Origin of the sequence: Thiocystis violacea (genome assembly GCF_016583565.1) — a bacterium.
Lineage (GTDB): Bacteria > Pseudomonadota > Gammaproteobacteria > Chromatiales > Chromatiaceae > Thiorhodococcus > Thiorhodococcus violaceus_A.
Genome location: NZ_NRRF01000005.1, coordinates 83,551 through 106,989, shown reverse-complemented (window position 1 = coordinate 106,989; position 23,439 = coordinate 83,551). Strand labels below are relative to the sequence as shown.

The window sequence follows — 23,439 nt, the reverse complement described above, 5'->3', positions numbered from 1 at the left end:
CGCGGGAACTCAGGGTTCGCGCGTCTTTCTTCGTCGCCTGCTCGCATCGTCTCTCGCGCGATCCGAGCCAGGATCGACCCCGTCGGGTGCGATCCGATACCGGCAGACGAGGCCGTTCGGTTCTTGGGATTGGGAGTCAAGCACGCGTGTCATCACCACCTCTTGAAGCGCTGATCAAGAAAACCGGGCGCTTGCTCGCCATCCCTCGGGTGGTCGGCGAGATCCTGCGGTTGCTGGACAACCCCAACAGCAGTCAGGCTCAGATCGCCAATGTCCTGGCGCAGGATCCGGCCCTGGTCGCCATCCTGCTTCGCTTGGCCAACAGCCCGGCGTTCGCGCCGGCGCGCACGGTCGACTCGGTCGAGCGCGCCATCATGCTGCTGGGGCGAGATCATTTGCGCCGCCTGGTGATTGCGGGTGCCGTGACCCAGGCATCGGATCGGCTGCCGACCCAAACCCTCTTGCCGCTCGAGCTGTTCTGGCGGCATTCCTCATACTGCGCGACCATCGCCCGCCTCCTGGCGGAGCGGGTATCGCCATCCCATGCGGGGAACGTCTTCCTCGGCGGACTGCTGCATGACCTGGGGCTTCTCATCCTCTTCACCCAGGAGCCCGAGGCGGCACACAAGGCCTTCCTCGCCAGCCTGAGCGAGCCGGCCTCGGTCTCGCCTCAGGATGCCGAGCGCTCGGAGCTGGGCTTCGACCACGCCGAGTTGGGGGCCGCGCTCGCCGAGCATTGGGGCCTGCCGGAGAGCCTCTGCGCCTGTCTGCACTATCACCATGCGCCACTGGCCGCGCCGGAGGAATTCAGGCTCCCGGTCGGGCTGGTCCATGTCGCCAACACCTTGGCCCACCTCGCGGAGCTGGATTCCAGGGATCTGCGTGACGCCCCACCCATCGAGCCCCAGGTCCTGACACAGCTCGGCGTTTCCACCGAGGTGCTGCTGGAGATCATCGATACGGCGCAGCAGCAGGTGTTGGCGGTGGAGGCCCTGCGCAACCCCAGTCTGGCGGATTGAAGGGATTCGCTTTGGCGATGAGAGGATGGGCAAAGCCCGCGCGATGAGCTTCTTTCGGAGCACTCAAGCTCGACGGGCGTGCCCATCATCCCAGCTCAGAGCCTTGCAAGATGGGCACGTCCGCGCAGCGCTGGGACGGCATTCACGCCCGGAGCGCGGACTTTGCCCATCCTACCGATCTGTCTCTATTGGCCCGACGCAAGCTGTGGTTTCAGCGTCTCGGGTGCCTGTCCCGCGGTGGTCTTCAGCCGGATCGGTTCCAAGAGCTTGGATTCGAAATTCGTCAGGACGCTGAACTCGACCCGGCGCGAGGCCTCGGCGTCTTCATGCCCGTCACGGTCGTAGACCAGTCGCGAGGAGGAGAGTCCGACGGCGGCGACGCGATCCCGGAACCAGGTCTCGCCCGCCAGTCCCTCCAGGCCATAGGCGAATTTCAGTACCGCCTGCGTGCGTTGCTGGCTCAGATCCATGTTGAGGAAGTAGGCCTGCAGCGGCGTTGTGTCGGCACTCCATTCGCTCGACGTATGGCCTTCGATCCGGATCTCGCGGATGACGCCCTCGAAGGCGCTGAGCTGGGCGAGGTAGCGCGGCAGGAAGTCGCGCAGGATCGCCTCGAACTCGGGCTTGATTCGCGACGAGCTGCGATCGAAGAGCACGTCAGGCTCGCGGAAGCGCAGCGTCAGCGTGGCCTCGACCAACTCGGCGTTCCAACGCGGCAGGTCGTCGCGAAATTCATCGTCCAGGGCGCGATAGATGGCCTGTCGCGACTCGGCGGCGGTCGTTCTGACTTCGGTCTCCACCAGATGGGTGCGCTCGACCTGGGCCATGTAGAGCACCGACAGGAAGAGGAAGATCATCATCAGGGTCGCCATGAGGTCGGAGACCACCAGCCAATGGCTGTCGTCCTCCGGGGCCGCCGCGGTGGTGCGGAAGGGGGCGAGGAGTGCGCTCATGCCTGTGCCCTCGCTGGACGCTCATTGCGGGCGTCGCCAAAGGCGCCGCCCTCCATGCCGTATTGCCCAAGCCGCTGCTGCGTGCTCAGTCCGGAGAGAACCGCGTTTTCGATGCTCTCCAACATGGCGTTCAGGCGTTGGTCGATGGCCGGGAAGGCCTGCTTGGCCTTGTCGCGCAGCTCGGCGATGCTGCCGAGCAGGGCCTCCAGCTCCATGGTCTCGCGGCGCAGGGCAAGCATGGTGGCTTCCTGGTCTTCGACATGGCTGGAGATCTGGCGTGCCTGCTGGGTCATTGCCTGCAGACTGTCCTGGGATCGGGCGATGCCCTCGATCGCGTGATCGATCTGCTCGCCGAGTCCTTCCATGTGCCTGCGGTACTGCTCCTGCCAGTCGAGGAGCTTCTCGACGGCGCCGTCGAGCCGGCGGAAGTTCTCGCCGAACTGCTCGCCGAGGTTGCTGTTGAAGTCGTGGATGACGGACTCCAGGGCGGCGATCAGCTGGCGCGAGCCCATCTCGCTGAGCTGCTCCGCGAAGCCCTGCATCGCCGCCAGGTGGCTCTGATGCTGACGCTCCAGAGTCTGGATCAAGCGCTCGTCCATGCGGCTCACCTGCTCGCCGAGCTGGAGCGTCGCCGTCAACTGTGCGTCCGCAACCTCTGTCTGACGGACGATGAGCGTCAGGAGATTGACGTTTTCGGCGGATTCATCGGCGGCTGACGCAGGCTGCCGCGCCTGTCTGCCGTCGCGCCCGAGGACCAGTACCAGTCGCAGACAGGCGGAGAGCAGGATGCCGACGATACTGGTGGTGAAGGCGAGCTTGAGGCCGTTCAGCAACAGGGGAATGCTGTATTCGATGCGGCTGGAATCGAAGTCCAGGAGCCCGATGGCGATCCCGAGGAAGGTGCCCAGGATGCCGAGGGTGGTGAGCAGCGTGGGCGTGCTCTGATAGAAGGCGACGGCGCGCCGGCGCAGGATCCCCGTCAGGGCGAGGCCGAAGAGGGCCAGCATCACCAGAACGAAGAGTCCGGTGACGGTGGTGGAGTCCATGCTTTCCAGCGCCTTCACGACGCCCAGGGCAATCAGTTCGAACATGATGGGCCTTCCATTCGGGTGTCAGTGGCTTGGCCCCTGGTGTCTGGGCCTTTGCGAGGTGAAAAGCAGAAATCAGGCCAGCACGGCTCAGGCGCTGGCGGCGGTACTGAGGCAGGCTGTCGGCGCGCCTGAGCGTTCGTCTGAGCCTGCTCCCCAGTTCGGGTCGCTTGCAGTATGCTTTCCGCTGGTCATTGCGTGTTGGTTGCGGCATGTCGATGGCCCGCTTCGCGGCGGACCAGGCCCCCGCGTCGGGCGAACGAGCCGGTGAGCGCCCATGCTCGAGAGGGGGCATGGTTCTTGACGAGGGAAGCGGCGGCGCATGAGGCGCCTGGTTCAGCGGCTTGCCGTTCCCAACCAGTTTTGGACAATTGGAGTGTCTTCCTTGAGCAACCCGCCGCGGATCGATGCCGCCTTGATGGCCAGTGAGGGTCGGCTGCGCACCCTGATCGACACCCTCCCGGATCTCATTTGGCTGAAGGATCCCGACGGGCTCTATCTCGCCTGCAACCCGGCCTTCGAGCGATTCTTCGGCGCCAAGGAGTCCCAGATCGTCGGTCGGACAGACCACGATTTCGTGGGCGACGAGCTTGCCGATTTCTTCCGCGACCATGACCGCGAGGCCATCGCCGCTGGCGGACCCAAGTGCAACGAGGAATGGATCACCCTTGCCGACGACGGCCGCCGCGTCCTGTTGCAGACCACCAAGACCCCCATTTACGACGCCGTTGGTCGGCTCATTGGCGTTCTGGGCATTGGTCACGACATCACCGAGCGCAAGGCGACGGAAGACGCCCTGCGCCGCAGCGAGGCGTGCTACCGCCAGTTGTTCGAGTGCGCGGACGGTCTGCTGTCCGTCTACGATCGTGACGGCGTGTGTCGACTCATGAACCGCAAGGTCGCGCATCTCTTCGGCGGCGAGCCCGAGGATTTCGTCGGCAAGCGCTTCCAGTCGCTTCATGATGAGTTTGGAGATGAGTACGCCGATCGTGTGAGGCGGGCGATCGACACCGGCCGCACCACCGAGTACGAAGACGAGGTGAGCTTTCCCACGGGTAAGCGCTGGCTGATCTCGCGGATCCACTGTGTCGCGGGTACCGACGGGGCAGAGCCCCTGGCCCAGATCTTCTCCACGGATGTCACCGAGCGCCGCCAGGCCGAGGCCACCCTTCAGGCGCAGCTCGATGAGCTGCGCCGCTGGCACGACGTCGTCCTCGGCCGCGAGGAGCGGATTCTGGCGCTCAAGCAGGAGGTCAATACACTGCTGGCCGAGCTGGGGCGAGCGCCGCGCTATGCCAGCACCCGTGCGGAGGCAGCGCAAGGAGGCCTCGACCATGACTGATGCCGCCGACGCCTTGGGCGCGGGTCTCTACGACAGCCTTTTGGCCCATCTTCCGGGCATGCTCTACCGTTGCCGCAATGACAGACAGTGGACCCTGTCCTATGTCAGCGCGGGTTGCCACGACCTGACGGGTTATCCACCGGAGGCGCTGGTCGGGGAGACCGGGCCGCGCTATGCGGAACTGATTCACCCGGATGATCGGGATGCCGTCTGGGCACAGGTGCAGCAGGCACTGACAAACGACGTCGACTTCCAGCTGGAGTACCGCATCCGCACGGCGAGTGGGCAGGAGCGGTGGGTTTGGGAACACGGCCACGCCATCGACGGCGACGGCGCGGAGCTGTTCGGCTTCGTGCTGGACATCACCGAGCGTAAGCGCATCGAAGCCCAGAACCGTGCCGCTCACACTACGATCCAGCAGTCGCTCGATCGCGCCGAACGCTCCCGACGCGCCCTCTTGAGCGTGCTCGAAGACGCGAAGGCGGCCGAGTCGGCCCTGCGCGAGCGCGAGGCCCGCTACCGCGGGCTGGTCGAGAGCATGAGCGACGGGGTTGCGGTCTATGAGGTGGTGGGGAACGGTGAGGATTTCAGATTCAAGGAATACAACCACGCCGCCGAACAGATCGGCGGCATCGCCAGGGCGCAGATCATCGGACGCCTGGTGCGCGAGGTCTTTCCGGCGGTCGAATCCATGGGGCTGTTCGCGGTCTTTCAGCGTGTCTGGCGCAGCGGCGAGCCTGAGCATCATCCCAGCAGTCTCTACCAGGACGCGCCTCTCTCGCTCTGGCTCGAAAACTATGTGTTCAAGATCCCAGGCGGCGAGATCGTCGCCATCTATCAGGACAACACCCAGCGCAAGCAGGCCGAGCTGGCCTTGCGCGCGAGCGAGGAAAAGTATCGGCTGCTGGTCGACAACCAGATGGACCTGGTCGTCAAGATCGGTGCAGAGGGTCGCTTCGAGTTCGTGAGCCCCTCCTATTGCCGTCTCTTCGGCAAGAGCGAGGCCGAGCTACTGGGCCAGACCTTCATGCCGCTGGTCCACGAGGACGACCGGGCGAGCACCGCCAAGGCGATAGAGGCGCTGTTCGCGCCGCCCTATGTCGCCTACGTGGAGCAGCGCGCCATGACCATCAACGGCTGGCGTTGGCTCGGCTGGATGGATACCGCAATCACCGACCGGCAGGGCCAGGTGACCGCCATCATCGGTGTCGGGCGCGACATCACCGAGCGCAAAGGGGCTGAAGAGGAGATCCTGCGGCTGAATGCCGAGCTGGAGCAGCGCGTGAGCGACCGTACCGCGGAACTTCAGGCCGCCAACGAGGCGTTGGAGTCCTTCGTCTACTCCGTCTCGCACGACCTGCGCGCGCCTCTGCGAGCGGTCACCGGCTTCGCCCAGATCCTCGCCCGCCGGCACCGTGATGCCCTCAACGATGAGGGGCGTCATTATCTTGACAACGTGGTCGACGCGGGCAGCCACATGGGTACCCTGATCGACGACCTGCTGGACTACTCGCGCCTGGGGCGGGGTGCCATCCGACTCCGCCCGGTCGAGCTGGCGCCCATCATCGAGGGGCTTCAGTCCACCTTCGGCGAGCGAATCGCCGAGACCAGGGCCCGCATCCAGGTGCTCGCGCCGCTGGCGACGCCGCTCGGGGATCCGACCCTCATCGGGCAGGTGCTCAACAACCTGCTCGACAATGCCCTGATCTATCGTCGGGGCGATGAGGCGCCCGACATCACCATCGCGGCGGAGAGTCATGGGAGCCACATCCAGCTCAGCGTGGCCGATCAGGGCATCGGCATCGACTCCGCCTATCACGACAAGATCTTCAAGGTCTTCCAGCGGTTGCACGATCAGGATAGCTATCCTGGCACGGGCATCGGCCTGGCGATCGTGAGCAAGGCGGCACATCTCATGAATGGCGAGGTCAGGGTCGAATCCAGCCCCGGATCCGGGAGCCGGTTCACCGTGACCCTGCCGGCCGCCACTGAGTCCGCATGATAGGAGCACGGGCATGAGCCGTATCGCCACCATCTTGATCGTCGACGACAGCCGCATGGACATCGAGCTGACCTTGGACGCCTTCCGTGAGGCCAAACTCTCCACCCGCATCGAGGTCGCGGAGAATGGCCGCAAGGCGCTCGACTACCTCTTCGGCGTCGGCCACTACGCCGACCGCGACCGCTTTCCGCTGCCGGACCTCATCCTGCTCGACTTGAAGATGCCGGGGATCGACGGCTTCGAGGTGCTGCGTCAGATCAAGGAGGCGCCCCTGGTGAAGCGGATTCCGACCGTTATCCTGACATCCTCGCGGGAGGAGGGCGACCGCGTCTTCTCCTACGACAGCGGGGCCAACTCCTACCTCGTCAAGCCCGTGTCCTTCGCCGGCTTCGTGGAGGTGGTGCGCGAGATCGCGAACTACTGGCTCACGCTCAATGCCGGGCCGCCACTGACAGCGCCATGACAGCGCTATGAACGCGAGGGAGCGACCCATGAAGCTGCTGATCGTCGAAGACCTGCCCCACGACGCCGAGCTGATGGCCCTGCGCCTGGCGGACGAGGGGTTCGTGCTGGACTGGCAGCGCGTACAGACCGAGGCGGACTACATTGCCGCCTTGGAGAAGGGGCCGGATGTCATTCTCTGCGACTGGCACCTGCCGAGCTTCAGCGGCCAGCGCGCACTTGAACTCTTGCGCGAGCGTCATCTGGATATCCCCTTCATCATCGTCTCCGGCGGCATCGGGGAAGAGGCCGCCATCGCGGCCATGCACCAGGGCGCGAGCGACTATGTGCTCAAGGACCGTCCGGCCCGACTCGGCGAGGCGGTGCGTCAGGCACTGGAGCAGCAGCGCCTGCAGCGCGAGCGTGATCGGGCCCAGGCACAGCTGCGGCTGGCCGAGCGCGCCTTTCAGCACACCGCGGAGGGGATCCTGGTCACGGATGCGCAGTTGCGCATCCTCTCGGTCAATCCCGCCTTCGAGGCGATCACCGGCTACTCCGCGGCGGAGGTCTTGGGCAAGAACCCCAAGCTGCTGCAATCCGGCCGTCAGTCGGCGTCCTTCTACCGCGACCTGTGGGCGGCCCTGAGCGAGGCTGGGCACTGGCGCGGCGAGCTCTGGAATCGGCGCAAAAACGGCGAGATCTACCCCCAGTGGAGCACCTTGAGCGCGGTGCGCGATGACCAGGGAGAGATCATCAACTTCGTTGAGATCTTCAGCGACATCAGCAACACCAAGGCGGCGCAGGCGCAGATCGACTTCCTGGCCCATCATGATGCCCTGACCGGACTGCCCAACCGCAGTCTCTTCCATGAGCGGTTGAGCCACGCCCTTGCTGGCGGGCGGCGCGAATCCAAGACCGTCGCGCTGCTCTTCATCGATCTGGATCGCTTCAAGACCGTCAACGACACGCTCGGCCACCCAGCCGGCGATGAGCTGCTCAGAGAGGCCAGCCGGCGCATGATGGGCGTCCTGCGCGAGACGGACACCCTGGCCCGCATCGGCGGCGACGAGTTCGTGGTCCTGCTCGAGGCCCAATCCAGCGCCCCGGACGTCGCCAGGGTCGCACGCAAGCTGTTGACTGTGCTGAGTGAGCCCATGCGCGTATCGGGCCAGACGCTGGTGGTCACGGCGAGTATCGGGGTCAGCCTCTATCCAGGTGACGGGGACGACGCCGACACCCTCATCCGCCACGCCGATCGCGCCATGTACGAGGCCAAGCAGCAGGGTCGCAACGATGTTCAGTTCTTCACGCCGGCCCTGACCGCGGGCGCCTTCGAGCGCCTCATGCTGGAGAACGCCCTGCGCCTGGCGGTCGAGCGCGACGAGCTGGTGCTGCACTACCAGCCTCAGCTGGATCTGAAGAGCGGGCGGCTCTCGGGGGTCGAGGCACTGGTCCGCTGGCGGCACCCAGAGCTGGGACTGATCCCGCCCGACCGTTTCATCCCCTTGGCCGAGGAGATCGGCGTCATCGGCGAGATCGGCGCATGGGTCTGGCGCTCGGCCTGCCGTCAGTTGGCCGCCTGGGATGGTGCCGGGCTCCAGGTGCCACGTGTCTCGATCAATCTGTCGGTCAAGGAGATCGAACATCTGGGCGTGGTCGAGCGCATGGCGCGGATGTTGCGAACCAATCGCCTGGCGTCGCGGCGGGTCGAGCTGGAAGTGACGGAATCCCTGTTGATGCGCGACCCCGAGCGCAGTTGCTCCGTCCTCACCGCGCTCAAGGACTTGGGCGTCGAGCTTGCGGTGGACGATTTCGGCACCGGCTATTCCAGTTTGGCGTACCTCAAGCGTCTGCCGCTGGATCGGCTCAAGATCGATCAGTCGTTCGTCCACGACATCGGGCACGACACGAACGATGAGGCCATCGTGCGTGCCGTGGTCGCCCTGGCGCGGAGTCTGGGTCTGGAGACCGTCGCCGAGGGCGTGGAAGAGGCCCATCAGGCCGCCTTCCTGGAGCGCGAAGGCTGCTGTCTGGCGCAGGGCTACCTCTATGCCAAGCCCTTGGCCGTCGCCGAGCTTGCCGCCTGGAGCGACGGGCGCGAGGCGCGGCGGTTGAACTGAGATCCGCTGGCGGTGGCAGGTGGCAGGTGGCAGTGAGGTAGGGTGGACGAGCGCGAGCGAAGTCCACCGAGCCCGGCGGCATTGGCGGCCGCTAGGGCTTGGTCTTCAGTGCCTCGAGGCTGGTGGTTTCCTCGTGAATGGCCTCGTCGGTCTGCTGGTTCATGACGATGAGACTGATGCGTCGATTCACCGGGTTGTTGGGGTCGCGGCTGTCGTAGGGGGCGGTGGATGAGAGCCCGACGATGCGCCCGATCTTGTCCGTCTCCATCCCGCCCGCGATGAGGGCGCGTCGGGCGGCGTTGGCGCGCTCCGTGGAGAGCTCCCAATTGCTGTAGTTGAAGCCTTGCAGCGGGCGTGCGTCCGTGTGGCCGGTCAGGCTGATGCGGTTGGGAACCTGATTGATGATGGATCCCAGCTCCTTGAGGATGGCCTCCGTGTAGGGCTTGAGGCGGGCGCTGCCGATGTCGAACATGGATCGGTTCTCCTTGTCGACGATCTGGATGCGCAGCCCGTCCGAGGTGATGTCGATGAGGAGCTGATCCTTGTAGGGCGCCAGGGTCTCGCTCTGCTCGATGGCCTGCTCGAGCCTCTGCTCCAGCGCCTGCAGGCGGGCCTCGTCCTGCGCCTGGATCAGCGCGTCGAGCTGCTCCTGGCTCAGGCGCTCCGGCGGCGTCGCGGTCTCCGGGGCCATGTCGATGGCCCCTTCGAATTCGATGATCGCGGGCTTGGAGCCCGTGCCTTCACCCATGTTCTGCGATGGCGAGACGCTGCTGCCGCTAAAGGCGGAGGGGTTCTGGAAGTACTCGGAGATGGCTGCCCGCTCGGATTCGGTCGTGGAACTCATGATCCATAGCAGCAGAAAAAAGGCCATCATGGCGGTCGCGAAGTCCGCGAAGGCGATCTTCCAGGCACCCCCGTGGTGACCGCCTTTCTTGACGATCCGCTTGATGACGATGGGCTGCTTGGACTCGCCGATGCTCATGCTGGTGTGATGCTCATGACTTCGGCGTCTTTGCGTCGCGCAGGTGCTGCTCCAGCTCGTTGAAGCTGGGCCTCAGCTCTGGCGGCATGGTCTTGCGCCCGAACTCGATCGAGACTTGCGGGCTGTAGCCCTGGACGTTGGCGAGGATGCAGGCCTTGAGGCAGGCGAGGAAGCGGGTCTCCTCTGCCGCCAGACGCTCCAGCACCGTGGCGACGGGACTGGCGAAGCCGTAGGCGATGAGGATGCCGCTGAAGGTTCCGACCAGGGCGGCGGCGACCAGGCCGCCGATCTCGTTAATGGGTCCGCCGAGCGCCGCCATGGTGTGGACGATGCCGAGCACGGCGGCGACGATGCCGAAGGCCGGCAGACCGTCGGCGACGCGTTGCACGGCGTGCGACGCCGCCTCGGCCTCTTCGTGGTGGGTGGTCAGCTCGACCTCCATGAGGTTGTCGAGCTCGAAGGGATTCATGTTGCCGCTCACGACCAGACGCATGTAGTCGGAGATGAAGTCGATTGCATGCCGATCCTGGAGCAGGCGCGGATACTTCTCGAAGAGCGGGCTGCTGTCCGGCTCCTCGATATCCGACTCGATGCCCATCAGGCCCTCCTTGCGCGCCTTGTTGAAGAGCACATACATGCAGGCGAGGGCGTCGAGGTAGTCGGCCTTGCGGTACTTGGCGCCGGCCAGGATCGTGGGGATCGACTTCAGCGTCTTGAGCAACAGGCTCATGGGGTTGGCGATGACGAAGGCGCCGATCGCGGCGCCCAGGATGATCAGCAGCTCGAAGGGTTGCCAGAGCGACAGCAGGTGCCCGCCTTGAAAGGCGAAGCCGCCGAGCACGCCGAAAAGGACGATGATTGAGCCCAGGATCAGATTCACGCCATGGGGTCCTGTTGTGGTCGAGGAGAGGCGGCATCCATGCCCCGCAAGGGATGGCATCGAATCAGCCCTTCCCGCGTTCGACAGGGCAGAATGATAGCGAGAAAGGGGCAGGGGCGTGGGATGAAGCTGTCCGAGTCGGGAACGCCGTCATGAAATCCAGCACAGCGGAGGTTTAGCGACGCATGCACTCGAGTTGGTTGAGCCGGGTGAGCGCGCAGGCCGATCCCCGGGAGCTGCCGCTGCTTGGCGGGACTTGGCGGGAGCTGGCGGGCTTGCTGCAAGACGGTCTTGCGCCCTTGCGGCGGATCGCTGAGGCCATCCTGGCCGATCCGGCCTTGTCTCTGCGCGTGCTGCAGCGGGCGAACGCGGTGCCGCATCGGCATTTTCGCTGCGAGCTCGCCGCGCTGGAGGATGCCGTGCACATGCTCGGGACACGGACGATCTCGGACATGGCCGCCGGGGCCGAGGTCGCGGAGGTGGTGCTGGACCAGGACCGCCTCCAGGCCTATCGCCAGAGCTGCGGTCGTGCCGTGCTCGCGGCGCTGCTGGCGCGGGACTGGGCGGAGCTGGATCGCGATCGCTTTCCGACCCAGATCAGCCTCGCCGCGCTCCTGAACAATCTCGGCGAGCTCTTTCTGCTCGCGCATGGCGATGCCAGGATGCGGCGCTATCTGGAGGTCGTCGAGCGCTGCCACGCCTATCCCCATGAAGCCGAGTACGTCACGCTGGGGATGAGCCTGGAGGCGCTCGGCTATCGGCTCGCGCGGCGCTGGGGACTGCCGGAGATGGTGCGCGAGTCCATGCGGGCGCGTAACGCCCGGCATCTCAGGGCGCTCTGCGTCATGTTGGCCACCCAGGTCGCTCGATACGCCTTCACCGGCTGGCGCCACCCCATGCAGCACGCCGATCTGTGCCTGGTCGCCCAGGTGCTGGACCTGGATCTCGCGGCCCTGCGCGAGCGCATCAACCGGGTGCTTGCCGGCTTCAACACGAGGGCCAGCCGCTACGCCCTGGAGCCCTTGCCCATGCTTCCGGTGATGGGGTGCGCAGAGGAGGCCGTTGGGCTGGAGTCCGCGCGCGGCTCGCGGTTCTGTCTGGCGCCACGGGCGGACGACTATGACCGCGCCCTGGCCGTCCTCGATGACGCGGGGGTCACGGAGCCCGACATCCTCTTCAGGACGCTGCTCGATGGCCTGCAGCGAGGGTTGGGGCTGAACCGCGTCGTCATTGCGCTCTACGACCCCAAGGCGCGGTGTTTCGTGGCCGAGCACCTGATCGGGACCGACTTCGAGCCCAGATTCAACCGCTTCCGGCTGTCGCTCGAAGCGAGCGGCCTCTTCGGGGAGTTGATCGAGGCGCCTGGAGCCCTCTGGTTGAATGCGGACAACCGTGCGCAGCTGGAGCCCCGGATTCCCGAGGGCATTCGGGAGCTGATCGGGGCGACGGGCTTTTTCGCGGCCTCGCTCTGGGTCGGCGCGCGTGCGCTGGGGCTGGTCTACGCCGACCGGCGCAGCGCCAGCTGCGCGCTGGACGCGGGTGCCTATCGGCGTTTTCTGACGCTCGTGGTGCACGCGCGCCAGGCGCTGCAGCGCTGTTCGACCTGATCCGCGCGGCGCCCCCCCGCCCTGTCTGGCCGCCCGCTAGCGGCCCGCGTGGCGGCGAGCGATGGTCTCGATCGCCTGGCCGACCGCCTCGGCGACCTGCGCCTGTATCGTCCGGCGCTCCTCGTCGCCCAGATGGGAGGCGAAGTCCACCGGGTGGCGCACGTATCTGGGGGGCAGCGTGTTGAGTGCGATGCAGGCGAGGTCGTCCACATAGTCCGGGTCCGCTAGCGTGTCCGTCCCCGCGAGGCTGTCCTGGATACACTCCATGACCAGACGCTCGTGGTAGTTCTGGATGCTCGAGAGCATGTTGCCTCCTCTGGGTCGCAATGGCTCTCCGCGCATGATAGCCCGGTGTGCGGGGTTTGAGCGGATTTCGAGCGGTGGAGCCGACGAGCCGGGTTCCGGTCGGGTCCGAAGCGGGGTAGCATCCCGCTAGCCTTCATCTCACGCAGAGCTCGAACGGACGATGAACAAAGAGGATTGGCGCGACGTGCTCGGGGATGAGCTCGCGGTGAACCTGGAGATCCCCGCGGCGTTTTGCGACCGATCGGCGACCACCGGGGATGCCGCCGCCCATCTGCTCGACGCCATCGCTGTGCTGGAGGACGGCGCCCAGGGCCAGAAGCCGGAGGATCCGCCGGCGGATATCCAGAGACTCGAACTCAAGATCGATCTGCTGACCGACCTGGTCTCGTCTTTGCTTACAGATAGGGTCCCGACACCTGTGAACCTCTGGATCAGCCGTGAGGGTCTGGTGTGTCCCGCCGCGCTGATGGAACCGGGATGCGGTAGCCTGCAGCTCTATCCGAGTCAATGGCTGGCGCAGCCCTTGGTGCTGGAGCTGGATGAGCTGAGGGTGCGCGGCGACGCCTGCGGCGGCCTCTGGCGCTCACCGGATAGCGCGCTGCGCGATGCCCTGGGCCGCTGGGTCTTTCGCATGCATCGGCGGGAGGTGGCGCGTCGGCGCATGAATAGCGGTGTTGCGCGTGCCGATTAGCGCTGTCCATGCCTCGCGCGCTGGCCGATGGGGCCTTGGGGTTCGGTTGCGGCCGCGTCGCAGAGGACGCAAGGCAAGGGGCATCCTGCATGGGTGCGCGCTGGTGGCAGCTGAATGCGAGGCGGACGGTCTCTTGGAATAGGGGAAACGGATCAGGTGATGAGAATCGGTCTCTATGGTCAGGCATCGGCACGGCTCGCGACGCGCTCTGTCCTGGAGTTTCTCGGCTGCGAGGTCATGGAGCTGGACAGCCTGGCGGCGGTCGTGGCCGAGCGCCCCGCGGTGCTCTGGATTTGCGAGACGGCCGCCGCGATCCCCGGCCTGTTGGAGCGGCTGCCGCAGTCGCCCGAGCCGCGATTGGTGTGTCAATTCATTGACGGCGGCACTCAGGATCTCGCGCGCCCTGCCTTCATCCCCGAGTCGCCGCTGTCGCCTGGATCGGTGATCCAGATCCTGCAGCGCCTGCAGCTCGAGACGCAGGCCGAGGTGGTTCCGGACGTCGACCTGGTCGGCCGCCATCCTTCGATGCTGGTGGTGAAGCGCCTCATCGCCCAGGTTGCCAAGACCGAGGCCACCGTCCTCATCCTCGGCGAGACCGGGTCTGGCAAGGAGGTGGTCGCGCGCGCCATTCACCAGGCATCGAGCCGCGCCGGCAAGCCCTTCGTGGCCGTCAATTGCGGGGCCATTCCGGGCGAACTGCTGGAGAGCGAGCTCTTCGGTCACGAGAAAGGGGCCTTCACCGGGGCCTTCACGGCCCGCGCGGGGCGCTTCGAGTTGGCGGAGGACGGTGTCCTCTTCCTCGACGAGATCGGCGATATGCCGCTGCCGATGCAGGTCAAGCTGCTGCGCGTGCTCCAGGAGCGGACCTTCGAGCGTGTCGGCTCGAACAAACCCATTCAGACCAACACCCGCATCATCTCGGCGACGCACCGCAATCTGGAGGAGGCGGTGGACGCGGGCAATTTCCGTCAGGATCTCTTCTTCCGGCTCGCCGTCTTTCCCATCGATCTGCCCTCGTTACGCGAGCGCCAGAGCGACATCGCGCTGCTGATCGCGACCCTGGAGGGCCGCCTGCGCGAGCAGGGCGGGCAGCCGGCGCACCTCACCCCGGCGGTGCTCGCCCACCTCGAGCAACACCCCTGGCCGGGGAACATCCGCGAGCTGGCGAACCTGCTTGAGCAGCTGTCCATCATGTATCCGGATCAGCTCGTCGACCTGGCCCAGCTGCCGACCCGCTTCCGGCCGGCGGACCTGAAGCCGTCGCTTCTGTACGAGGCGATTGCCCCGCCGATGGCCCCCGCCGCGCCCTTGCCCGGGATCGGCGCGGACATGCTTCCGCCCGAAGGCACCGAGATGCGTGAGTACCTCAATGAGGTCGAGCGCAAGATGATCGTCGCGGCGCTGGAGCAGAACGACCATGTCGTCGCCAGGGCCGCGCGGCGACTCGGCATGCGCCGCACCACACTCGTCGAGCGCATGCGCAAATTCGGACTCGAGCGCGATGTCCGCGACGAAGCGTCGGCTCTTTGACGCCGCGGTCGGCGCGTTGCGCGCCTGATTCCCGATCTGGACTCGGGTGAGGAAGCTCGACTGCATGAATCGGCGGGCCGCGCCGATGCCGCGTGAAGCGGAGCTTCATCGCACGGGTCACGCCGCTGGAGCTGCGTGACCAGAAAACCCTCGACTGCCACCTGCCACCTGTCCTGCGACCTCGGTCACGGCCCGCGAATTCCTCCTCCGCCAGCGGCACCGAATTTGCACTAGCAATTGCATCATTGGGTCGCGCCTGCCGACATTCGGTCACTTGAGTGACCTCCGGGGCGCCTGGCCTGGGAGCGCCGAGTGGAGCCAGGAGGAATCACATGAGCGAAATGCAGATCCAGAGCGTCTTGCAGCAGATGCGCGCGCTCTCGCAAGCGGGTCGCATCGAGGGCTCGGCGCCGGTTGCAGCCGTCAAGGAGCCGCAGGCCGCCGGGTCGGACTTCGCGTCCAAGCTCCATGAGGCGATCCGTGACGTCAACGAGATCCAACAAGAGGCCACCGGCATGCAGACCAAGTTCGAGCTGGGCGACAACAACGTGAGTCTGCCGCAGGTCATGGTGGCCATGAATAAGTCGAGCATCGCCTTCGAGGCGACCAACCAGGTGCGCAATCGTCTGCTGTCCGCCTACCAAGAAGTCATGAGCATGTCGGTCTGACCCTGACCGCAACGCGCCGCTAGCTGAGACTCATCCCCATGGCGTCCTCCCTTACAGCCACGCTTTCGACCGGCATGAAGACCTTCACGGAGATGCCGACAGGGCGTCAGGTCGCGCTGATCGGCATGATCGCGGGTGGCGTGGTGGCGGCGGTCGCCATTCTCTTTTGGGCGCTCAAGCCCTCCTATGCGCCGATCTTCGGCCAGATGGAAAGCGCCGAGGCAGCGCAGGTCATGCAAGCCCTGACGCAGTTGGGCGTCCCCTACAAAGTCGATAATTTGACGGGTCGCGTCGAGATTCCTCAGCAACGCATCGCGGAAACCCGCCTGCTCCTCGCCGGTCAGGGTCTGCCGAAGTCCACGGACATCGGTTTCGAGCTGCTGCAGCAGGACGCCGGATTCGGAACCAGTCGCCTGATCGAGGGCGCGCGCTATCAGCGTGCCTTGGAAGGCGAGCTCGGCCGCTCGGTGGCTGCGCTGGATCCGGTCGAGAGCGCGCGCGTGCACATCGCCAAGGCCGAACGGTCCGTCTTCGTGCGCGAGCGCACGCCGCCGAGCGCCTCGGTCGTGGTTCACTTGAAGGGCGGTCGGTCGTTGACGGATGCCCAGGTGGGCGCCATCGTGCATCTGGTGTCATCGAGCGTCCCCGAGCTGACTCCCGAGCGCGTCACGGTCGTGGATCAGACCGGCCGCCTCTTGACCCTGGACGACAAGGACGAGGGCAACACGCTCAGTCTCGACAATCTCGACTACACCCATCGGGTCGAGGCGAGCTATGCCGATCGCGTGCAGGCGCTGCTGACACCCATCGTCGGGCGCGATCGCGTTCGCGTTCAGGTCGCGGCCGATCTCGATTTCTCGCGTGTCGAGCGCACCGAGGAAACCTTCGACCCGGACCGCACCGCCGTGCGCTCCGAGCAGAGCAATGAAGAAGAGCGCATCGGCAATGATCCGGCGGCGGGCGGGATTCCCGGTGCCCTCACCAATCAGCCGCCGCAGGGCGGGACCGTTGGCGAGCGCGCGGCGGCCAACGCTTCGCCGCTGGTGCCGAGCAGTCGCAGCCAGCAGACGACGCGCAACTACGAGGTCGACCGGACCATCGCCCATGTGCAGGAGACGCCGGGTGGGATTCAGCGTCTGACGGCGGCCGTCGTGGTGGACTATCAGGACGAGGTCAATGATGCTGGCGAGCCGGTGCGCGTGCCGCGCTCGGAGGCCGAGCTTGAGACCATCCGCGCCCTGGTGCGCGAGGCGATCGGGTTCAAGGAGGCTCGCGGCGACTCGATACGGGTCAGCTCGGCGTCCTTCGTGCCCGAGTCCGCCGACGCGGACGGGGTGGAGTTCTGGACCGAGACCTGGTTTCTCGAACTGGTCAAGGTCGTCGGCGGATTCCTGACGGCCCTGCTGGTGCTCCTGCTCGTGGTGCGGCCCGGTATCCGGCAGCTGATGCCCCAGCCTGAGCCGCCCGAAGAGCAAGCGGCGTTGGAGGCGGATGGGGAGCATCCGGCCTTGACCGACCAATCCGGCTCGGACTCCGACGAAGAGGGCGATGGCGAGGGCGAGGAGCTGGTCGCGCTGAGTCATCAGCCCTCGGCGATCGGCTCGCTCATGGGTCCAAAGGGAGCGGATCAGCAACAGCTCGACCTGGAGGCCGTGCGCCAGATGGTCAAGGAAGATCCCAAGCGGGTGGTTCAAGTCATGAAGTCATGGTTGGCGGAAGATGGCAACTGAAGTCAAGAAATTCACGGGCTCCGAACGCGCGGCCATCTTCATGATGAGCCTCGGTGAGGAAGCGGCGGCCGAGATCCTGCGGCACATGGGACCGAAGGAGGTGCAGAAGATCGGTACCGCCATGGCCTCGCTGGAGCGCGTCTCCCGCTCGGATATCGATCAGGTGTTGCGGGAGTTCTCCGACCTGGTGCAGGACCAGACCTCGCTCGGCATCGGCGCGGACGACTACGTCCGCAACGTGCTGCGCTCCGCGTTGGGCGACGACAAGGCCGAAGGTCTGATCGACCGCATCCTGCTGGGCCGCAACTCCAAGGGTCTGGAGGCGCTCAAGTGGCTGGATCCGCGCGCCGTGGCGGAGATGATTCGCCATGAGCACCCGCAGATCGTCGCCATCGTGCTCTCGCACCTGGATCCGGACCAATCCGCCGAGACCCTGTCGCACCTGCCCGAGCGCATGCAGTCCGACCTCATCCTGCGCATCGCCACCCTGGACGGTGTCCAGCCGGCGGCCCTGCAGGAGCTGGACGAGATCCTGGAGCGTCAACTTTCCGGCAAGAACACCGCCAAGTCTTCCATGATCGGCGGCGTCAAGACGGCGGCGAGCATCCTCAATTACATGGACGCCTCCAAGGAGGCCTCCATCATGGACGGTGTGCAGCAGGTCGACGAGGACCTGGGCGCCCGTATCCAGGAGCTCATGTTCGTCTTCGGCAATCTGGTGGACGTCGACGACCGCGGCATCCAGACGCTCATGCGCGAGATCTCGACCGAGTCCCTGGTGCTCGCGCTCAAGGGCGCCGAGGACGAGCTCAAGGACAAGATCTTCCGCAACATGTCCAAACGGGCCGCCGAGATGCTGCGCGAGGATCTGGAGACCAAGGGGCCGGTGCGGCTCAGCGACGTCGAGGTCGCCCAGAAAGAGATCCTCGCCATTGCGCGTCGGCTGGCCGATAGCGGTGAGATCGTGCTCGGTGGTAAGGGTGGGGAGACGATGCTGTGAGCCGCTCCCCGGCCTCGCGGGCGGAGGATGTGACACGCTGGATGCCGCCGGACGTGACACTGAGGGCGAGCCAACCCGAGGTGGAGGATGTGCGCCTTCCCACGGCCGAGGAGGTTGCGGCGATCGAGGAGGAGGCCCGGCGGGCGGGTGCCGAGGCGGGTTTCCGCGAGGGCTATCAGGCCGGGTACCAGGAAGGGTGCGACAAGGCCGCGCGGGAGGCGGAGGTCGAGCGCGGGGAGCGCGAGGTGCGTGAAGCCGAGCAGCGCGCGACTCAGGAGGGCATCCTCGCCGAGACGGTCGGCGCGCTGGAGGCCATCGCCGCTGAGCTGGCTGATCCGCTCGCCAGCGCGGTCGACGCGCTGGAGCCGGAGCTGCTGGCCTTGGTCGAGGCGGTGGCCCGCCGGGTCATCATGGCGGAGCTGGCGACGCGCCCTGAGCTGATCCAGCGCGTTCTGCGCGAGGCGCTGGGTCAGCTGCCGTCGCGCCATCATGCGGTCCGGCTCTACGTGCATCCGGATCAGCAGGCCGTCCTCGAATCCTATGCCGAGCACCAGGGCGAGGACATCAGCTGGGTGCCGGAGCCTGGGATGGAGCCGGGTGGCTGTGTTCTGGAGAGCGGTCCGAGCCGCATCGACGCCAGCCTGGATGCGCGTCTGAGGCAGGCTGTCGAGGCCATCTGGGGCGATCTCGAGCGACCCTCGACGGGGCTCGAGGCCGAGTCGCGCTCGGATGAGCCGCGGCCCGACGCCATCGAGGCGCCGGACGCGGCGGTCGAGCCGACTGAGCGCCATGACTCGGCTGAGAGCGCTCAGCCGCCTGGGAGCGATGAGCCGAGTGGGAGCAATGAGCCGAGTGGGAGCGATGAGCCGCGCGAAGACGGCGATTCGGACGCGTCGGTCGTGCCTGGCGAGGTGATCGAACCGCCATCGGCGGAGGAGCAGCCATGAGTGAGGTAATCCAAGGGCTCAAGCAAGAAGGGCAGCGTCAGCTGACCTCCGGCCTGAGGGAGCGGCTGAGCCAATCTCGCCAGCGTATCGACGAGACGCTCGCGCCCCAGCCAGAGGGTCGACTGTCGCGCATGGTCGGGATGACGCTGGAGGCCGAGGGTATCCGGATACCGGTCGGTGGCCGCGCGGCCATCCATACCTCCACGGGCAAGCGTCTGGCCGCCGAAGTGGTGGGTTTCAATGGCGAGAAGACCTTCCTCATGCCGGAAGGTCAGTTGGAGGGACTCATCCCTGGCGCGCGCATCGAGCCGCTGGAGCAGAGCCGTCGGATTTCCGTCGGTCCCGAACTTCTGGGGCGGGTCGTCGACGCACTCGGCAAGCCGCTGGACGATGGCGGACCTATCCGCACGCAGGAGGCCGTCAGCATCGAAGGTCGGCCCATCAACCCCCTCAAGCGCGCCCCGGTCACCGAGTCGCTGGACGTGGGTATCCGCGCGCTCAACGGCTTGCTGTCCGTCGGCCGCGGTCAGCGCATCGGGCTCTTCGCGGGCAGCGGCGTGGGCAAGAGCGTCCTGCTCGGCATGATGACGCGCCATACGGAAGCCGACGTCATCGTCGTCGGGCTCATCGGCGAGCGTGGGCGCGAGGTCAACGAGTTCATTCACGACATCCTGGACGTGGAGTCGCGCAGGCGCACCGTCGTGGTGGCGGTGCCGGCGGATCAGTCGCCCCTGCTGCGCCAGCACGGCGCCTGGGTCGCCACCCGGATCGCCGAATACTTCCGCGACCGTGGGTTGGATGTCCTCCTGCTCATGGATTCCCTGACCCGCTTCGCACAAGGGGCGCGCGAGATCGCCATGGCGATCGGCGAGCCGCCGGCGACCAAGGGCTATTCGGCGTCGGTCTTCGCCCGCTTGCCGCAGCTGGTCGAGCGCGCCGGCAACGGCGACAAGGGCGGTGGCTCCATTACCGCCTTCTACACGGTGCTCGCCGAGGGCGACGATCAGAACGACCCCATCGTCGACTCGGCGCGCGCCATCCTGGATGGGCATGTGGTGCTGTCGCGCGAGATCGCCGAGAGCGGCCGCTATCCGGCGATCGACGTGGGCGCATCGGTGTCCCGCGTCATGAGCGCGGTGGTCACGCCGGAGCATCAGCGCGCGGCCTATCGCTTCCGCGGCATCATGTCCACCTATGCCCGCAACCGCGACCTCATCGCGGTCGGCGCCTATCGCAAGGGTTCGGACCCGCAGCTGGACGAGGCGGTCGCCATGAATCCGCGGCTGGAGGACTACTTGCGTCAGGAGCGTCTCGAGGCCGCCAGCTTCGAGCAGTCGCGCCAGGCCCTCTTCGAGGTGCTGGCCGGTCAGGGCATGCCTGGCCGAGGTCAGGGCGCATGAGCGTGAAGCGTTTTCAACGGTTGCTGAAGATCCGCGAGGCGCAGGAGAACGAGACCGCCGTGGTGCTCGCGGCGCGGCTCTCCGATCTCGCCAAGGTGGAGCAACAGCGCAATCAGCTCGCCGAGTATCAGTCGCTCTATCTCAATACCTCGATTCCGAACGACGTTCGTCTGATGAAGCAGCTCTCGCTCATGCACCAGCAACTGCGCGAGGCGCTGGTGCAGCAGGACCTGCGTGTGGCGGCGGCACAGTCGCAGGTGGATCAAGCCCGCAATGTCTGGCTCGAGCGGCATCAGGCGAGTTTGTCGCTCGACAAGCTGATCGAGCGCAGGCGGCGTGCCGATGCGGTCGAGGAGACGCGCAAACAACAGAGCGCCCTGGACATGTGGGCAACGCTCAAGGCGTTCCAGAAGGGTCAGGGGAGCGGCTTCTCGGGGTTGGACGACTAAGGACGAAACCATGCAAACGACCACGCTTCAATCCGCCGCCGCTGGGCTCTTGTCCCAACTTCTGAATGCCGGTTTGGGCGATGGCACCGTCCTGGAGAGCGCGGACGATCGGGCATTCGTCGACACCATGGGCCATCAGCTACGCGACCTGCTGAGTCGATCGGGCCTCGACAAGGACGCGTTGAGCGGCATCGACAATGAGGCGCTGGTCGCCGAATTTCTCGGCTTCATGCAGGGGCAGACGCCGATGGCGGAGGTCGATGCAGTCTCGCCGCGGGGCGGCGCGGTCTCCTTGCTTCAGCAGGCGCTTGGTTCCTTAGGGGCGAGTATCGAAGCGGAAGACGCGCCGGGCGAGGATGACGGCGCCACCTCGGACGCAAACGGGGCGGTCGACTTCGGCGCGCTGCCGTCTTTCGTGCTGCAGCTGTTGTCCGCGTCCGGCACCACGCCCGCGAACCTGAGCCGCGCGGGGGACGTGCCTCAGCGGAGCGGAGCCGAAGGGTCAACGTTGATGCCTGTTGCCTTTGAGTCGGACGCTTGGCGCGGGCGGATCGAGCGACCTGATGGGACTGGCGAGCGGTTTGCGCTGGGCCAGGTTTCCGGGATGGTAAGCGAGGACCAGGGTACCGTGCCAGGTGCCACTCAGACGGTCGCTCTGGACGCGCTGTCATCCTTCCTGCTGCGGCTGGGCGGGCTGGCAGGACAGCCGTCGATGCCGCTGACATCGGGCGTGGACCTTGGGCCTGTTGAGGTTGAATCGGGTGGCTCGACGGCACAGGCCTGGCTCAAGTCGTTTCGAGAGGCATTTGTCACGGGTACGTCGGATCCCGCTGGCGTCGCAACAGTTGATGGTGGCTCTGGCGATGTCGGCGACGCGAGTCGAACGGCATCCGCGGTCCGCGAGACCCTGATGGGGCGCTTGGGGCGCTTGGGGCGCGGTTTCCCGCAGGCCGACCTCGCGGGTTCGGCGGACGCTGGCCGCGCGGAGGTCAATGCGTTTCTCGGTGGCATTGCAGCCAGTGACTCGGGTGCGACGCAGAGGCAGGCTGGGGTCAAGGGCACCCAACGGTTGGACCTCATGAGACTTTTGCAGCCTGGAGGGGAGGCCAGTCTAGCCGACCGGATCAGATGGCATGCCCAGGCGGGTCTCGAGACCGTCGAGTTGAAACTGCATCCGCCGAGCCTGGGTACCCTGAACATCCGCGTGACCCGGGAGGAGGACAAGACCCACGTTCAGTTCGTCACGCCGCATCCCATCGTGAAGGAGGTTCTGGAGGCCGCCATGCCGCGGCTGCGCGAGGCACTGGGTCAGGAGGGCCTGTCGCCGGGCGATCTGAGCGTCTTTGGGGAGGCGGCTGACAGAGACGGGGCTTTTCGACAGGGTGCATCCTCGCCGTCACCGGATCGTCAGGACGTCGACGCCCTGGGCGAAGAGGCTGTCGAAGATCTTGGTCTGGCCGCGGGCACCTTGTCGACCTTGTCGAGGCGACTCGACTATTTCGTTTGAGACATGGGCTGCTGAGGCATGTTGCCCACCCGGTCTCGCGGGCGGGAGCGCAAGCGCCACGGCCTCTGTCGCCCGCGGCAAGTGCTAGACTTCCATCCTCGATCGAGGTGACGGAAACGCCCTTGGTGAGGGGTGAGGCCCGGCGAAGGCGGTTTCTCGCCCGCCCGCTTTCGTGGCCGAGCGGCCGACGACATGATCGTCTTAGTGACTTATTGTTTAGCGACTCCCAGGTGAGCCATGGCTGAAAAGAAGAAAGACGAACCGCAAGAAAAGCCTTCCGGTGGCAAGATGAAGTGGATCATCCTGATCCTGTTGCTGCTTGTGTTGCTGGGCGGCGGCGCTGGCGTGGCCTATTACTTCCTGATCTACAAGGCGGCGGACCAGACGGAAGTGGCCGCTGATGCCGTTGACGCCGAAGAAGGGGCGGCACCGGTGGCGGCGACACCGGCCCAGCCCCAGGGGCCGCTCATCTATCACGAGCTGGAGCCTTTCACCGTCAACATCACGACGCCTGGCCCGGTGCGTTTTCTCCGCCTGCAGATGACGGTCGTGACGCGCGATGAAGGCGTGGTGGCGGCGGTCGACAAGCACATGCCAATGATCCGCAATGACCTGCTCGCGCTGCTGGCGACGCAGGAGTCCAGCGTCATGAACACCCCGGAAGGAAAGGACGCCTTGCGTGAGCAGCTCAAGCAGACGGTCTCGGGCATTCTGACCCGGATGGGCGCGCCCTCGGGCGTGACCGACATCCTCTTCACCGACTTCGTCATGCAGTAG

General features: G+C 66.1%; 21 protein-coding genes. 16 read left to right on the top strand and 5 right to left on the bottom strand.

The genetic code is table 11. The features are described from left to right. The first annotated feature begins 146 nt into the window (after nucleotides 1–146). A complete protein-coding gene (locus CKO23_RS03540) occupies nucleotides 147–1,019 on the top strand; it encodes an HDOD domain-containing protein (protein WP_200328372.1) in 873 nt (290 codons plus the stop codon). A gap of 185 nt (nucleotides 1,020–1,204) precedes the next feature. Here CKO23_RS03540 and CKO23_RS03535 read toward each other — a convergent pair whose 3' ends face one another. After that, nucleotides 1,205–1,972: an OmpA family protein gene (locus tag CKO23_RS03535; RefSeq protein ID WP_200328371.1), complete on the bottom strand. Its 768-nt coding sequence runs from the start codon at nucleotides 1,970–1,972 to the stop codon at nucleotides 1,205–1,207. After that, nucleotides 1,969–3,063, bottom strand: a complete 1,095-nt coding sequence (locus CKO23_RS03530; RefSeq protein ID WP_200328370.1) for a hypothetical protein — start codon at nucleotides 3,061–3,063, stop codon at nucleotides 1,969–1,971. Before CKO23_RS03530 ends, CKO23_RS03535 begins: the two co-directional genes overlap by 4 nt. Nucleotides 3,064–3,445: 382 nt before the next feature. On the opposite strand from CKO23_RS03530, the gene CKO23_RS03525 reads away from it, so the two are divergent. From CKO23_RS03525 to CKO23_RS03510, 4 genes are read left to right on the top strand one after another with little or no spacing between them, the layout of a single operon-like run. Then, nucleotides 3,446–4,402, top strand: a complete 957-nt coding sequence (locus tag CKO23_RS03525) for a PAS domain-containing protein (RefSeq protein WP_242482187.1) — start codon at nucleotides 3,446–3,448, stop codon at nucleotides 4,400–4,402. After that, nucleotides 4,395–6,404, top strand: a complete 2,010-nt coding sequence (locus CKO23_RS03520) for a PAS domain-containing sensor histidine kinase (RefSeq protein WP_200328368.1) — start codon at nucleotides 4,395–4,397, stop codon at nucleotides 6,402–6,404. Before CKO23_RS03525 ends, CKO23_RS03520 begins: the two co-directional genes overlap by 8 nt. A gap of 13 nt (nucleotides 6,405–6,417) precedes the next feature. Next, nucleotides 6,418–6,867 carry a response regulator gene (locus tag CKO23_RS03515; RefSeq protein ID WP_200328367.1) on the top strand — a complete coding sequence of 150 codons (450 nt, stop codon included), beginning with the start codon at nucleotides 6,418–6,420 and terminating at the stop codon, nucleotides 6,865–6,867. Nucleotides 6,868–6,895: 28 nt separating this feature from the next. Next, complete coding sequence (locus CKO23_RS03510) at nucleotides 6,896–8,965, top strand: putative bifunctional diguanylate cyclase/phosphodiesterase (RefSeq protein ID WP_242482186.1); 2,070 nt, start codon at nucleotides 6,896–6,898, stop codon at nucleotides 8,963–8,965. A gap of 91 nt (nucleotides 8,966–9,056) precedes the next feature. Here CKO23_RS03510 and motB read toward each other — a convergent pair whose 3' ends face one another. Both motB and motA read right to left on the bottom strand, forming a co-directional pair. Further along, on the bottom strand, nucleotides 9,057–9,947 hold the full coding sequence (motB, locus tag CKO23_RS03505; protein ID WP_200328365.1) for a flagellar motor protein MotB: 891 nt from the start codon (nucleotides 9,945–9,947) through the stop codon (nucleotides 9,057–9,059). 13 nt (nucleotides 9,948–9,960) lie between these two features. Further along, nucleotides 9,961–10,827 carry a flagellar motor stator protein MotA gene (motA, locus tag CKO23_RS03500; protein WP_200328364.1) on the bottom strand — a complete coding sequence of 289 codons (867 nt, stop codon included), beginning with the start codon at nucleotides 10,825–10,827 and terminating at the stop codon, nucleotides 9,961–9,963. Nucleotides 10,828–11,012: 185 nt separating this feature from the next. Here motA and CKO23_RS03495 point away from each other — a divergent pair, with 185 nt between their 5' ends. Beyond that, entirely contained in the window at nucleotides 11,013–12,434 is a 1,422-nt protein-coding gene (locus tag CKO23_RS03495; protein ID WP_200328363.1) for an HDOD domain-containing protein, read from the top strand. Nucleotides 12,435–12,470: 36 nt separating this feature from the next. On the opposite strand, the gene CKO23_RS03490 is transcribed toward CKO23_RS03495, so the two are convergent. Further along, nucleotides 12,471–12,740 carry a late competence development ComFB family protein gene (locus CKO23_RS03490; protein ID WP_200328362.1) on the bottom strand — a complete coding sequence of 90 codons (270 nt, stop codon included), beginning with the start codon at nucleotides 12,738–12,740 and terminating at the stop codon, nucleotides 12,471–12,473. 160 nt (nucleotides 12,741–12,900) lie between these two features. Between CKO23_RS03490 and CKO23_RS03485 the strand changes: the two genes are divergently transcribed. From CKO23_RS03485 to CKO23_RS03440, 10 genes are all read left to right on the top strand, one after another. Beyond that, nucleotides 12,901–13,431 (top strand): PilZ domain-containing protein, encoded by a 531-nt coding sequence (locus tag CKO23_RS03485; RefSeq protein WP_200328361.1) that lies wholly within the window; start codon nucleotides 12,901–12,903, stop codon nucleotides 13,429–13,431. A gap of 114 nt (nucleotides 13,432–13,545) precedes the next feature. Continuing rightward, a complete protein-coding gene (locus CKO23_RS03480; RefSeq protein WP_242482185.1) occupies nucleotides 13,546–14,961 on the top strand; it encodes a sigma-54 interaction domain-containing protein in 1,416 nt (471 codons plus the stop codon). 332 nt (nucleotides 14,962–15,293) lie between these two features. Beyond that, on the top strand, nucleotides 15,294–15,629 hold the full coding sequence (gene fliE, locus CKO23_RS03475; protein WP_200328359.1) for a flagellar hook-basal body complex protein FliE: 336 nt from the start codon (nucleotides 15,294–15,296) through the stop codon (nucleotides 15,627–15,629). Nucleotides 15,630–15,667: 38 nt separating this feature from the next. Next, a complete protein-coding gene (gene fliF, locus CKO23_RS03470) occupies nucleotides 15,668–17,359 on the top strand; it encodes a flagellar basal-body MS-ring/collar protein FliF (RefSeq protein ID WP_200328358.1) in 1,692 nt (563 codons plus the stop codon). Beyond that, the gene (fliG, locus tag CKO23_RS03465; RefSeq protein ID WP_200328357.1) at nucleotides 17,349–18,359 is read left to right on the top strand and encodes a flagellar motor switch protein FliG; all 1,011 of its coding nucleotides are present in this window, start codon (nucleotides 17,349–17,351) and stop codon (nucleotides 18,357–18,359) included. The genes fliF and fliG overlap by 11 nt, the downstream gene beginning before the upstream one ends. Beyond that, nucleotides 18,356–19,306 carry a FliH/SctL family protein gene (locus tag CKO23_RS03460; RefSeq protein ID WP_346014557.1) on the top strand — a complete coding sequence of 317 codons (951 nt, stop codon included), beginning with the start codon at nucleotides 18,356–18,358 and terminating at the stop codon, nucleotides 19,304–19,306. The genes fliG and CKO23_RS03460 overlap by 4 nt, the downstream gene beginning before the upstream one ends. Next, entirely contained in the window at nucleotides 19,303–20,706 is a 1,404-nt protein-coding gene (gene fliI, locus CKO23_RS03455; RefSeq protein ID WP_200328356.1) for a flagellar protein export ATPase FliI, read from the top strand. The genes CKO23_RS03460 and fliI overlap by 4 nt, the downstream gene beginning before the upstream one ends. Further along, nucleotides 20,703–21,155 (top strand): flagellar export protein FliJ, encoded by a 453-nt coding sequence (locus tag CKO23_RS03450; protein WP_200328355.1) that lies wholly within the window; start codon nucleotides 20,703–20,705, stop codon nucleotides 21,153–21,155. Before fliI ends, CKO23_RS03450 begins: the two co-directional genes overlap by 4 nt. A gap of 10 nt (nucleotides 21,156–21,165) precedes the next feature. Continuing rightward, nucleotides 21,166–22,662, top strand: coding sequence for a flagellar hook-length control protein FliK (locus tag CKO23_RS03445; RefSeq protein ID WP_200328354.1), 1,497 nt, complete (start codon nucleotides 21,166–21,168; stop codon nucleotides 22,660–22,662). A gap of 237 nt (nucleotides 22,663–22,899) precedes the next feature. Further along, nucleotides 22,900–23,439, top strand: coding sequence for a flagellar basal body-associated FliL family protein (locus tag CKO23_RS03440; protein ID WP_200328353.1), 540 nt, complete (start codon nucleotides 22,900–22,902; stop codon nucleotides 23,437–23,439).

What these genes read in the sequence shown, in the direction of transcription:
- CKO23_RS03515 (WP_200328367.1), top strand. Translation starts at nt 6,418, where the DNA reads ATGAGCCGTATCGCCACCATCTTGATCGTCGACGACAGCCGCATGGAC.
- CKO23_RS03440 (WP_200328353.1), top strand. Translation starts at nt 22,900, where the DNA reads ATGGCTGAAAAGAAGAAAGACGAACCGCAAGAAAAGCCTTCCGGTGGC.
- CKO23_RS03480 (WP_242482185.1), top strand. Translation starts at nt 13,546, where the DNA reads ATGCGAGGCGGACGGTCTCTTGGAATAGGGGAAACGGATCAGGTGATG.
- CKO23_RS03485 (WP_200328361.1), top strand. Translation starts at nt 12,901, where the DNA reads ATGAACAAAGAGGATTGGCGCGACGTGCTCGGGGATGAGCTCGCGGTG.
- CKO23_RS03450 (WP_200328355.1), top strand. Translation starts at nt 20,703, where the DNA reads ATGAGCGTGAAGCGTTTTCAACGGTTGCTGAAGATCCGCGAGGCGCAG.
- fliI (WP_200328356.1), top strand. Translation starts at nt 19,303, where the DNA reads ATGAGTGAGGTAATCCAAGGGCTCAAGCAAGAAGGGCAGCGTCAGCTG.
- fliF (WP_200328358.1), top strand. Translation starts at nt 15,668, where the DNA reads ATGGCGTCCTCCCTTACAGCCACGCTTTCGACCGGCATGAAGACCTTC.
- CKO23_RS03490 (WP_200328362.1), bottom strand. Translation starts at nt 12,740, where the DNA reads ATGCTCTCGAGCATCCAGAACTACCACGAGCGTCTGGTCATGGAGTGT.
- CKO23_RS03510 (WP_242482186.1), top strand. Translation starts at nt 6,896, where the DNA reads ATGAAGCTGCTGATCGTCGAAGACCTGCCCCACGACGCCGAGCTGATG.
- CKO23_RS03520 (WP_200328368.1), top strand. Translation starts at nt 4,395, where the DNA reads ATGACTGATGCCGCCGACGCCTTGGGCGCGGGTCTCTACGACAGCCTT.
- motB (WP_200328365.1), bottom strand. Translation starts at nt 9,947, where the DNA reads ATGAGCATCGGCGAGTCCAAGCAGCCCATCGTCATCAAGCGGATCGTC.
- CKO23_RS03495 (WP_200328363.1), top strand. Translation starts at nt 11,013, where the DNA reads ATGCACTCGAGTTGGTTGAGCCGGGTGAGCGCGCAGGCCGATCCCCGG.
- CKO23_RS03530 (WP_200328370.1), bottom strand. Translation starts at nt 3,063, where the DNA reads ATGTTCGAACTGATTGCCCTGGGCGTCGTGAAGGCGCTGGAAAGCATG.
- CKO23_RS03445 (WP_200328354.1), top strand. Translation starts at nt 21,166, where the DNA reads ATGCAAACGACCACGCTTCAATCCGCCGCCGCTGGGCTCTTGTCCCAA.
- CKO23_RS03535 (WP_200328371.1), bottom strand. Translation starts at nt 1,972, where the DNA reads ATGAGCGCACTCCTCGCCCCCTTCCGCACCACCGCGGCGGCCCCGGAG.
- fliG (WP_200328357.1), top strand. Translation starts at nt 17,349, where the DNA reads ATGGCAACTGAAGTCAAGAAATTCACGGGCTCCGAACGCGCGGCCATC.
- fliE (WP_200328359.1), top strand. Translation starts at nt 15,294, where the DNA reads ATGAGCGAAATGCAGATCCAGAGCGTCTTGCAGCAGATGCGCGCGCTC.